General features: G+C 72.8%; 8 protein-coding genes and 1 pseudogene. 5 read left to right on the top strand and 4 right to left on the bottom strand.

Going from position 1 to position 11,269, the window contains the following annotated elements; genetic code table 11:
- Positions 1-123: 123 nt before the first annotated feature.
- Together E1283_RS22250 and E1283_RS22245 are read left to right on the top strand one after the other, a co-directional pair.
- Positions 124-663: pseudogene (locus E1283_RS22250) on the top strand (helix-turn-helix transcriptional regulator); the annotation flags it as partial.
- 100 nt (positions 664-763) lie between these two features.
- The gene (locus tag E1283_RS22245; protein WP_132819887.1) at positions 764-2,029 is read left to right on the top strand and encodes an HRDC domain-containing protein; all 1,266 of its coding nucleotides are present in this window, start codon (positions 764-766) and stop codon (positions 2,027-2,029) included.
- 33 nt (positions 2,030-2,062) lie between these two features.
- Here E1283_RS22245 and E1283_RS22240 read toward each other — a convergent pair whose 3' ends face one another.
- Entirely contained in the window at positions 2,063-2,929 is an 867-nt protein-coding gene (locus E1283_RS22240) for a glycoside hydrolase family 19 protein (RefSeq protein ID WP_132819890.1), read from the bottom strand.
- Between the two features lie 284 nt (positions 2,930-3,213).
- Between E1283_RS22240 and E1283_RS22235 the strand changes: the two genes are divergently transcribed.
- Genes E1283_RS22235 through E1283_RS22225 form a run of 3 tightly spaced genes read left to right on the top strand, consistent with a single transcriptional unit; the run spans position 3,214 to position 6,958 of the window.
- Positions 3,214-4,431 carry a thiolase family protein gene (locus E1283_RS22235; protein ID WP_132819886.1) on the top strand — a complete coding sequence of 406 codons (1,218 nt, stop codon included), beginning with the start codon at positions 3,214-3,216 and terminating at the stop codon, positions 4,429-4,431.
- Positions 4,428-6,560, top strand: a complete 2,133-nt coding sequence (locus E1283_RS22230) for a 3-hydroxyacyl-CoA dehydrogenase NAD-binding domain-containing protein (RefSeq protein WP_132819885.1) — start codon at positions 4,428-4,430, stop codon at positions 6,558-6,560. Before E1283_RS22235 ends, E1283_RS22230 begins: the two co-directional genes overlap by 4 nt.
- The gene (locus E1283_RS22225) at positions 6,557-6,958 is read left to right on the top strand and encodes a PIN domain-containing protein (protein ID WP_243745012.1); all 402 of its coding nucleotides are present in this window, start codon (positions 6,557-6,559) and stop codon (positions 6,956-6,958) included. The genes E1283_RS22230 and E1283_RS22225 overlap by 4 nt, the downstream gene beginning before the upstream one ends.
- Positions 6,959-7,124: 166 nt before the next feature.
- Here E1283_RS22225 and dxs read toward each other — a convergent pair whose 3' ends face one another.
- The 3 genes from dxs to E1283_RS22210 all read right to left on the bottom strand — a co-directional run bounded on the left by dxs (position 7,125) and on the right by E1283_RS22210 (position 11,191).
- Positions 7,125-9,029, bottom strand: coding sequence for a 1-deoxy-D-xylulose-5-phosphate synthase (gene dxs, locus E1283_RS22220; protein ID WP_132819888.1), 1,905 nt, complete (start codon positions 9,027-9,029; stop codon positions 7,125-7,127).
- A gap of 112 nt (positions 9,030-9,141) precedes the next feature.
- Positions 9,142-10,386 carry a sugar ABC transporter permease gene (locus E1283_RS22215; RefSeq protein WP_132819884.1) on the bottom strand — a complete coding sequence of 415 codons (1,245 nt, stop codon included), beginning with the start codon at positions 10,384-10,386 and terminating at the stop codon, positions 9,142-9,144.
- The gene (locus E1283_RS22210) at positions 10,364-11,191 is read right to left on the bottom strand and encodes an ATP-binding cassette domain-containing protein (RefSeq protein WP_132819883.1); all 828 of its coding nucleotides are present in this window, start codon (positions 11,189-11,191) and stop codon (positions 10,364-10,366) included. The genes E1283_RS22215 and E1283_RS22210 overlap by 23 nt, the downstream gene beginning before the upstream one ends.
- Between the last annotated feature and the right edge of the window lie 78 nt (positions 11,192-11,269).

Here is an 11,269-nt window from a genome sequence, read left to right as displayed (position 1 = left end):
ACCGGAACCTGGCGACGCTGACGGCCGCGCTGCGGGCGCTGTTCCCGGCGTGACCGCGCCCGTGGCCGCGCCCGTGACCGCGGGGCCGGGCCGGGGCGTGCCGCGGAGCCGCCTCAGCCGGACGGCGTGCGGGACGTGATCGAGGCGTCGTCCGTGGCGGAGGCCCGCCCCCGAGTCGCCAACCCGCGCGACATCTGTGTCGCCGAGGTCCACCTCCCCGACGGCTCCGGGCTCACCCTGCTCTCCGAGACGAGGGCCGCGGGCTGGCCGAACGGCCTGGCCCTGTCGGCCGCCGACGACATCGGCGCGGTCCGCAACGCGCTGGCCGGCGGCGTCAAGGGCTACGTCGTCACCGGCACCCGCAACAACCTGGGCCCACCCACCCGGCACGGCGCCTCCCACATCGGCGCCGCGTCCCGGGGGCTGCACCGCAGGCAGCCGGGCGCCCCGGCCCACCAGGGCGGCTACCGCGAGCTCTCGGGCCGCGAGGTCGAGGTGCTGCGGCTGGTGGCGGAGGGCCAGTCGAACAAGGCGATCGGCGTCTCGATGGGCCTGTCGGCGCTCACCGTCAAGAGCCACCTGGCGCGGATCGCGCGCAAGCTCGGCACGGGCGACCGGGCCGGCATGGTGGCCGTCGCGTTGCGCACCGGCATCATCCACTGAACCGCCACTCCCGGCACTCGGTGGGCACGCCCCGAGTCCGGCTGGTGCCGGGAGTGTGGACAGTCGTTGTGCACCGTACGCACAGAGTTAGTCTTAACTGGTGACCGACGCCCAGCAGACCGCCGAAGCAAGCCCTGATCTCGCCCCCTCCGAGCCGTCAGGGCCGGCGCCGGTCCCCTTGCTCGCCCCCCGCGAGGGCGTTCCGCCGGTCATCGCGGACGACGAGGCGCTGGCCGAGGTGGTCGCCGCCTTCGCGGCGGGCAGCGGCCCGGTCGCGGTCGACGCGGAGCGGGCCTCGGGTTACCGCTACGGGCAACGCGCGTATCTGGTGCAACTCCGCCGTAAAGGTGCCGGCACCGCGCTGATCGACCCGGTCGCCTGCCCCGATCTCTCCGCGCTGGGCGCGGTGCTCGCCGACACCGAGTGGGTGCTGCACGCGGCCACCCAGGATCTGCCGTGCCTGCGGGACATAGGTCTGGTCCCGGAGCGGCTCTTCGACACCGAGCTGGCGGGGCGGCTCGCCGGCTTCGCGCGGGTGGGTCTCGGGGTGATGGTCGAGACGGTGCTCGGCTACAGCCTGGAGAAGGGGCACTCGGCGGTCGACTGGTCGAACCGCCCGCTGCCCGAGCCGTGGCTGCGGTACGCGGCACTCGACGTGGAGCTGCTGGTCGACCTGCGGGACGCGCTGGAGGACGACCTGCGGCGGCAGGGGAAGCTCGACTGGGCGTTGGAGGAGTTCGCGGCGATCGCGGCGGCTCCCCCGCCGCCGCCCCGCAAGGACCCGTGGCGCCGGACGTCCGGTGTGCACAAGGTCAGGCGCCGCCGACAGCTCGCGGTGGTGCGGGAGTTGTGGACGGCGCGGGACCAGGTGGCGCAGAAGCGCGACCTGTCGCCCGGCAAGGTCCTCTCGGACGCGGCGATCGTCGCTGCGGCGCAGGCCATGCCGCAGGAAGCGCGGGTGCTGGCCGCCCTGCCGGGCTTCGGCAGCCGGATGGGGCGGCGCCAGCTCCAGCACTGGCAGGCGGCGATCGACCGGGCCAGGGAGTTGGCGGAGGCCCAGCTTCCGCAGCCGGGCCAGCCGTCGGCCGGTCCGCCCCCGCCGCGGGCCTGGGCCGAGAAGGACCCCGCCGCGGCGGCCCGCCTCTCGGCGGCCCGCGCGGCGGTCACGGCGCACGCCGAGAAGCTGCGGCTGCCGCAGGAGAACCTGCTGACGCCGGACGTGGTGCGGCGGTTGTGCTGGGAGCCGCCGGCCGAGCTGACGCCCGACGAGCTGGCCCCGGCGCTGCGCGCGCTCGGCGCGCGCGAGTGGCAGATCACGCAGACGGTCGACCTGCTGTCCGCCGCGCTGTCTCCCGCGCCCCACTGACCACGTCCGGCGGCCGCCGCGGTGGCCCGCCGGTCAGCAGTAGAGGTTGCCGCCCGGGGTGGTGCCGAGGAGCTGGCTGAAGTTCTGGAAGGTCGTCACCCGGCTCTGCACCTGGCCGGGGTTGCCGCCGTTGCACTCGATGCTGCCGTTGATGCTGCGGATCGACTCACCGAAGCCCGCGCCGCTGACGATGGCCTGGTGGCCGCTCATGGTGCCGGCGCCGGACTGGGTGTTCCAGAACCACAGGGCGGTGCGCCAGGCGACGGCGGAGTCGTTCTGCACCAGCCACGGGTTGCCGAGCAGGTCGATGCCGAGGGCGTCGCCCGCCGCCTTGTAGTTGAAGTTCCAGCTCAGCTGGATCGGGCCCCTGCCGTAGTAGGCGGCCTGCCCGGCGGGGCAGCCGTAGGGCTGGCTCCAGTCGCAGTAGTGCGGGTAGTTGGCGGTGTTCTGCTCCACGATGTGGACCAGGCCGCCGGTCTCGTGGCTGACGTTGGCCAGGAACGCGGCGGCCTCGCGCCGCTGGACCTCGACGCTGCCGGTGGTGGCGAACCCGGGATAGGAGCTGAGCGCCGCGACCAGGCCGCTGTAGGTGTAGAAGGAGTTCCGGTTCGGGAACATCTGGTTGAACTGGGCCTCGCTGACGACGAAGCCGCTCGGGTTGCCGCCACCGCCGTCACAGCTGTACGGGTCCCAGTACCAGGTGCTGATGGTCGGGTCGTAGCCCGGGTTGTCGTGCTCGGCGATGTAGTAGGCGCCGTTGTAGCGGACGATGCTGCCGGCCGGGTACCAGGTGCCGGCCCGCCAGTCCGTCGCGGTGGCGCAGGAGGCGGCGCGGGGAGCGGGGGCCGCGCTCGCCGGCACCATGACGCCGGCCAGCCCGGCGGCGAGCAGCATGGTCATCAGTAAGGTCACGATGCGTCGTCTCAGCACGCGTTCTCTCCTCGGGAGTGCGGCGGCCGATCACTCGGGACCGCGGGACGCCGCCGCGATGTGGGGGTGATGCGCACACTGAAGCGCGCCCTGACGCCCTCGTCAAGGTCTAGACCAGAGGAGCGGAAAAGCCCGCACCTCCGCGCCGCCGGTGCGCGCCGGGCGTGAAAACCGGACAGGGCGTCGCGCACTCGGGTTACCGGTGAGTAGCATGGGGGCCGGACAGGAATCTCTCGGCGTGGAGGAGAACCATCGTGCCGCGTACCGTCAGGGACGTCGTCTTCGTCGACGGCGTCCGCACCCCGTTCGGCAAGGCGGGTCCGAAGGGGATCTACCACGAGACCCGCGCCGACGACCTGGTCATCAAGTGCGTGCGTGAACTGCTGCGCCGCAATCCCCAGTTGCCGCCGGAGCGGATCGACGACGTGGCCATCGCCGCCACGACGCAGATCGGCGACCAGGGCCTGACCCTCGGCCGCACCGCGGCCATCCTCGCCGGGCTGCCCACCTCGGTGCCCGGCTACTCCGTCGACCGCATGTGCGCCGGCGCGCTGACCGCCGTGACGACCAGCGCCGGGGCCATCGCCTTCGGCGCGACCGACGTGGCCGTCGCCGGCGGCGTCGAGCACATGGGGCGGCACCCGATGGGCGAGGGCGTCGACCCGAACCCGCGCTTCGTCTCCGAGAAGCTGGTCGACGAGTCGGCGCTCTTCATGGGGATGACGGCGGAGAACCTGCACGACCGGTTCCCCGGCCTCAGCAGGGCCCGCGCCGACGAGTACGCGGTGCGCAGCCAGGAGAAGGCGGCCAAGGCGTACGCCGACGGGAGGATCCAGGCCGACCTGGTGCCGATCGCGCTGCGCCGCACCGGCGAGGAGGGCACCGGCGAGCAGGGCTGGGGCCTGGCCACCGCGGACGAGCCGATGCGGCCCGGCACCACGCTGGAGACCCTTTCCGGGCTCAAGACGCCGTTCCGGCCACACGGCCGGGTCACCGCGGGCAACTCGGCGGGGCTCAACGACGGCGCCACGGCCTCCGTGCTGGCCGCCGAGGAGGTGGCCAGGGAGCTGGGCCTGCCGGCCAAGCTGCGCCTGGTGTCCTTCGCGTTCGCCGGGGTCGAGCCCGAGGTGATGGGGTACGGCCCGGTGCCGGCGACCGAGAAGGCCCTGGCGAAGGCGGGGCTCGGCATCGGCGACATCGGTCTCTTCGAGGTCAACGAGGCGTTCGCCGTGCAGGTGCTCGCGTTCCTGGAGCACTTCGGCATCGCCGACGACGACGCGCGCGTCAACCAGTACGGCGGCGCGATCGCCTTCGGTCATCCGCTGGCCTCCTCCGGAGTGCGGCTGATGACGCAACTGGCCCGGCAGTTCGAGGACCAGCCGCACGTCAGGTACGGCCTGACGACGATGTGCGTGGGCTTCGGCATGGGCGCCACGGTCATCTGGGAGAACCCGCAGTGGGAGGGCAAGTGAGTAGCGAGACCGCCGAGTTGTTGCGGAGCGCCGGAGACCGTTTCCCGGACGAGGTGGTCACCCACGCCTGGGTCCGGCACCTCGACCTGCCGGCCAACGGCGGCCGGTTCGCGTTGATCACCCTGGACAACGGCTTCGACCACACCAAGCCGACCACCTTCGGCCCGCGTTCGCTGGCGAACCTGAGCGTGGCGATCGACCAGGTGCAGGCGGAGGCCGACGCCGGCGAGATCGTCGGCGTGGGCGTCACCGGCAAGCCGTTCGTCTTCGCGGTCGGCGCCGACCTCAAGGGCGTCGAGGTGCTGCGCGCGCGGGACGAGGCGCTGGCGATCGGCCGGGGCGGACACGACGTGTTCGCCCGGCTCGCCGCCCTCGCGGTGCCCACCTTCGCCTACTACAACGGCGCGGCGCTCGGCGGCGGCGTCGAGATCGGGCTGCACTGCGCCTACCGCACGGTGTCCCGCGCGGTCGGCGCGTTCGCGCTGCCCGAGGTGTTCCTGGGCCTGGTGCCCGGCTGGGGCGGCTGCACGCTGCTGCCCAACCTGATCGGCGCCGACCGCGCCGTCACCGTGATCATCGAGAACGCGCTCAGCCAGAACCGGATGCTCAACGGCACCAAGGCCTACGAGCTGGGCATCGCGGACGCGCTCTTCGACGGCGCCGACTTCCTGGAGCAGTCGCTCCTCTGGACCTCGGCGGTGCTGCGCGGCGAGGTCGAGGTGGTCAGGCAGGAGCCCGACCGGGGCCCGGCCTGGGACGAGGCGGTGGCCAGGGGCCGGGCGATCGCGGACGACAAGGTGCACGGCGCCGCGCCGGCCGCCTACCGGGCGCTGGAGATCCTCGCCCAGGCGCGGGACGGCGACGTGCGGGCCGGTTTCGCCGCCGAGGACGAGGCGCTGGCCGACCTGATCATGGGCGACGAGCTGCGCAGCGGGCTCTACGCGTTCAACCTGGTGCAGCGGCGGGCCAAGCGGCCGGTGGGCGCGCCCGACAAGTCCCTGGCGAGGACGATCGGCAAGGTCGGCGTCGTCGGCGCCGGCCTGATGGCCTCGCAGCTGGCGCTGCTGTTCGCTCGGCGGCTCGACGTGCCCGTGGTGCTCACCGACATCGACCAGGAGCGGGTCGACAAGGGCGTCGGCTGGGTCCACGAACAGATCGACATGCTGCTGCTGAAGGGACGGATCGGCCAGGACAGGGCCAACCGGCTCAAGGCGGCGGTGACCGGCTCGCTGGACAGGGCCGAGGCCTTCGCGGACGCGGACTTCGTGATCGAGGCCGTCTTCGAGGAGATGTCGGTCAAGCGACAGGTGTTCGCCGAGCTGGAGGCGGTGGTCTCGCACGAGACGATCCTGGCCACCAACACCTCCTCGCTCTCGGTGACCCAGATGGCGGCGGAGCTGAAGCACCCCGAACGGGTCGTCGGCTTCCACTTCTTCAACCCGGTGGCCGTGCTGCCGCTGCTGGAGATCGTCCGGGCCGAGGAGACCGACGACGCCTCGCTGGCCACGGCGTTCGCGGTGGCCAGGAAGCTGAAGAAGTCGGCGGTCCTCGTGAAGGACGCCCCGGCGTTCGTGGTGAACCGGGTGCTCACCCGGTTCATGGGCGAGGTGCTCGGCGCGATCGACGAGGGCACGCCGGTCGAGGTCGCGGACCGCGCCCTGGAGCCGCTCGGCCTGCCCATGTCGCCGATCACGCTGCTCGAACTCGTCGGTCCCGCCGTCGCGCACCACGTGGCGGGCACACTGCACGAGGCGTTCCCCGACCGGTTCGGCGTGTCGGCGAACCTGGGCCGGGTGGTGTCGGCGGGCAAGCGCGGCCTCTACACGTACGACTCGGGCAAGCCGGAGCTCGACCCCGAGGTGGCCGCGCTGTTCGAGGTCGGCGACCGGGTGCTGACCGAGGAGCAGGTGCGGGCCAGGGCGCTGGACGCCATCGCCGAGGAGGTCGGGCTGATGCTCGACGAGGGCGTGGTGGCGGAGCCGCAGGACATCGACCTGTGCCTGATCACCGGCGCCGGCTGGCCGTTCCACCTGGGCGGGATCACCCCCTACCTGGACCGCGCCGGGATCTCGGAGCGGGTGCTCGGCCGGCGGCTGCTGGCCCGCGGGGTGGCGAGCGTTCCGGAGTGACGGGAAGCGAGGACACGCCGGCGGCACCCGGCTCGCCCCTGGCGGGCCGGGTGCCGCTGGTCGTGGTGGACGGGGCGAACGTGGTGGGCTCGGTGCCCGACGGCTGGTGGCGGGATCGGCGGGGCGCCGCCGAGCGGCTGCGCGACCGGCTCGTCGGATACCCGGGCCCGGCCGAGGTGGTGTTGGTCGTCGAGGGCGCGGCGCGCGGCGTCCGCCCGGTACCCGGGGTGCGGGTGGAGTCGGCGCCGGGCAGCGGGGACGACCGGATCGTGGAGCTGGTGTCCGCGGAGGGCACGGGCCGGCGGTGCCTGGTGGTGACCGCGGACCGGGGGCTGCGGGCGCGGGTGGTGGCGCTGGGCGCCGAGACGCTCGGGCCGCGGGAGGCGATGAGTTTCTGAAGGCCCCGGGCGTCTCCCTGTCGAAGGGCCGCCCCGCCCTGGAGCCGGTGGACATCGCGGGCGTGTGCGGCCGCGGCTTCCCGGCCCCGGACGGGCACCAGTGGGGGTCGTCCACCGGGACCCGTCCGCGGTCCAGGGCTGAGGCGGCGGCACACCCCCGTCTTCGTCAGGCCCGGGTGGCGTCCAGCGGACCCTCCAGGCGGGCGACGAGGCCGGTGACCTGGCGGGCGATGTCGGGTCCGGTCAGCCCCGCGGCGGCCAGCACCTCCTCGCGGGTGCCGTGCTCGAGGAACCGCTCGGGGATGCCGAAGTCGCGCAGCGGCACGTCCACGTCGGCGTCGCGCAGCGCCTGGGCGATGGCCGAGCCGACGCCGCCCGCGCGGCTGTTGTCCTCGACGGTGACCACCACGCGGTGGCCGGCGGCGAGCTCGGGCAGGGCCGGGTCCACGGGCTTGACCCAGCGCGGGTCGACCACGGTGGAGGTGATGCCCTGCTTGCGCAGCAGCTCGGCGGCCTCCAGGCAGACCGGGGCCAGCGCGCCGACGGAGACCAGCAGCACGTCGGGCCGCTCGGTGTCGTCCTCGGGGCGGAGCAGCACGTCCATGCCGCCGACGGTGCCGACGGCGGCGACGGGCGGGCCCACCTTGCCGCGTGAGTAGCGGACGACGGTGGGGGCGTCGTCGACCTCGACGGCCTCGCGGAGCTGGGCGCGCAGCTGGTCGGCGTCGCGTGGGGCGGCCAGCCTGAGCCCCGGCACGCACTGGAGGATGGACATGTCCCAGACGCCGTGGTGGGAGGCGCCGTCCGGACCGGTGACGCCGGCCCGGTCGAGGACGAACGTTACGCCACAGCGGTGCAGGGCGACGTCCATCAGCAGCTGGTCGAACGCCCGGTTGAGGAAGGTGGCGTAGACCGCGAAGACCGGGTGCATCCCGCCGGTGGCCAGGCCGGCCGCGGAGACGGCGGCGTGCTGCTCGGCGATGCCGACGTCGAAGACCCGGTCGGGGAACTCGTCGGCGAACCCGGCGAGGCCGACCGGGCGGAGCATGGCGGCGGTGATGGCCACGATGTCCTCGCGCTCCCGGCCGAGCTTGAGGATCTCCTCGCCGAAGACGGACGTCCAGTCGGCGCTCGACTGGGAGACGGGCAGCCCGGTGTCGGGGTGGATCACCGGGACGGCGTGGAACTGGTCGGCCTCGTCGTCCCTGGCGGGCTGGTAGCCGCGGCCCTTCTCGGTGATGACGTGCACGATGACCGGGCCGCCGAAGCGCTGGGCGCGCCGCAGGGCCGACTCCAGGGCGCCGATGTCGTGGCCGTCGATGGGGCCGAGGTACTTCAGGCCGAGGTCCTCGAACATGCCCTGCGGGGCGATGACGTCCTTCAGGCCCTTCTTGGCGCCGTGCAGGGTGCCGTAGAGCGGGCGGCCGACGACCGGGGTGCGGCTGAGCACCTGCTTGCCGCGGGCGAGCCAGCGCTCGTAGCCGTCGGTGGTGCGCAGCGTGGCCAGGTGGTTGGCGAGGCCGCCGATGGTCGGCGCGTAGGAGCGCTCGTTGTCGTTGACGACGATGACCAGCGGGCGGTCCTTGGCGGCCGCGATGTTGTTCAGCGCCTCCCAGGCCATGCCGCCGGTGAGGGCGCCGTCGCCCGTGACGGCCACCACGTGGTGCGGCTCGCCGCGCAGCTGGTTGGCCTTGGCCAGGCCGTCGGCCCAGCCGAGCACGGTCGAGGCGTGCGAGTTCTCGATCACGTCGTGCTCGGACTCGGCCCGGGACGGATAGCCGGAAATGCCATCTTTCGCCCGAAGTCGGGAGAAGTCCTGTCGCCCGGTGAGCAGTTTGTGGACATATGACTGGTGTCCGGTGTCCCAGAGGATGCTGTCACGCGGCGAGTCGAACACCCGGTGCAGGGCGATGGCGAGTTCGACGACGCCCAGGTTGGGGCCCAGATGGCCGCCGGTTCTGGCGACCGAGCTGATGAGGAAGGAGCGGATCTCTCCGGCCAGCTCGTCCAGTTGCTCGGGGCTCAACCGGTCGAGATCGCGCGGTCCCGAGATACGGGTCAGCAGCGGCACCGTTCCTCCTTGCAGTCGGGCTGTCTCCATGACCGTCCGACGAAGTTTAGTGTGACGAGCCGCCCGGCGGGCCCGCAGGCCGAGGGATCCCACGGACCCGCGCGGGCGGCCGTCACGTTCGCCCGGCGGAGCGCCTGGTCTGGCGGGAGACCGAGTCCACCACGACGGCGAGGAGCAGCACCGCGCCGGTGATCATGTACTGGATCTCACTCGACATGCCCATCAGGTTGAGGCCGGTGGTGATGGACTGGATCACCAGCGTGCCGAGCAGCGCGGACCAGATCCAGCCACGGCCGCCGAAGAGGCTGGTGCCGCCGATCACCGCGGCCGCGATCACGTTCATCAGCAGGTTGCCCGAGCCCAGGCTCTTCGAGGCGCCGCCGGCCTGCGCCGCGTAGAACAGCCCGCCGAAGGCGGCGAGCGCGCTGCCGATCACGAAGACGCTGAGCCGGACGAACTCCACGTTGACACCGGCGCGTCTGGCCGCCTCGGCGTTCCCGCCGACGGCGTAGATCTGCCGGCCGAAGGTGGTGCGGCGGACCATGAAGTCGGCCAGCAGCAGGATCACCAGGAAGATCACCGGCGCCAGCGGCAGTCCCCGGTGCTGGTTGAGGGTGTAGGCGGTGAGGAACGCGGCGACGGCGACCAGGGTGCCGCGCAGCACGATCTCGCCGCGGGTCCTGGAGGGCAGTTCGGCCGCCTGCCGGCGGCGCTCGCCGCGCCACAGCGCGAACACGTAGCCGGCGGTGAGCACGGCGGCCAGCGAGTAGGCGGCGGAGATGTCGCTGAAGTAGAAGTTGTAGAAGTCGCGGACCAGGCTGCCGGAGGGCACGTTGATGGTGCCCTCGTCCCCCATCACCCAGATCTGGAGGCCGCTCCAGCCGAGGAACCCGGCGAGTGTGACGACGAACGCCGGCACGCCGATCCTGGCGAAGAAGAAGCCGTGCACGGCGCCGACGGCGGCGCCCGCCGCGACGGCGAGGACGATGGCCAGCAGGTCGTTCACGCCGTGGCTGACCGAGAGCACCGCCCAGATCGCGGCGGAGAGGCCCGCCATGGAGCCGACCGACAGGTCGATCTCGCCGAGCAGCAGCACGAGGACGATGCCGACGGCCATGATCCCGGGCCCGGCGATGTAGACGGCGATGTTGCTGAGGTTGCGCGGGGCGAGGAAGTTCCCGGTCTCGGCCTGGAACACGATCGCGATGACGATCATGCCGACGACGACCGGGATGGACCCCAGCTCACCGCTGCGGATCCGGCGCCGGAACTCCTCCAGGTAGCCGGCCAGCCCCCGCTCGCGGACCAGCAGCCGGGGATCGGTCGCGAGGTTCTCACTGCTCATGGCTCTGCTCATGGCTCTGCTCCTGACTGTCCTCCTGGCCGGTGCCGCCACGACCCTGGCGGCGGGCGACGGCGTTGTCGGCGGCGCCGGTGATGGCGGCGATGATCTCCTCGCCCGTGGACTCGGCGACCCGGAACACCCCGTTGTTCCGGCCGAGCCGCAGCACGACGACGCGGTCCGCGACGGCCTGCACGTCGGCCATGTTGTGGCTGATCAGGATCACGGCGAGGCCGCGTTCCCTGAGCCGCTCGATCAGGTCGAGCACCTGGGCGGTCTGCTCGACGCCGAGCGCGGCCGTCGGCTCGTCCAGGATGACCACCTCGGGCGAGCCGACCAGCGCCCTGGCGATGGCCACCACCTGGCGCTGCCCGCCGGAGAGCGAGGCCACCGGAATGCGGACGCTGGGAATCCGGATCGACAGCGTGTCCAGCAGCTCCCTGGCCCGCCGCTCCATCGCCACCTGGTCGAGCACGCTGCGTCGGCGTATCTCGCGGCCGAGGAAGAGGTTGGCGACGACGTCGAGGTTGTCGCAGAGGGCGAGGTCCTGGTAGACGGTCGCGATGCCGAGCTCCTGGGCGTCGTGCGGCCTGGCGATGCGGACCTGGTCCCCCTTCCAGGAGATCAGCCCGGAGTCGACCGGGTGCACGCCGGCGATCGTCTTCACCAACGTGGACTTCCCGGCCCCGTTGTCCCCGACCAGCGCGGTGACCTCGCCGGGCCGGACCTCCAACTCCACGTCGGTGAGCGCCCGCACGGCGCCGAACCGTTTGGACACACCGCGGAGTGTGAGGATCGGGGGTGCGGTGGCGGTTGTCATGCGGTCAACTCCTCGAACGACGATGTGTTTCCCCGAACCGAGGGCGGCGCCGGCCCCGGCCCGCGGAGCGTTTCCTCC

Source organism: Streptomyces hainanensis (assembly GCF_004348415.1).
Taxonomy (GTDB): domain Bacteria; phylum Actinomycetota; class Actinomycetes; order Streptomycetales; family Streptomycetaceae; genus Streptomyces; species Streptomyces hainanensis.
This window is presented reverse-complemented; position numbering and strand designations above follow the sequence as displayed.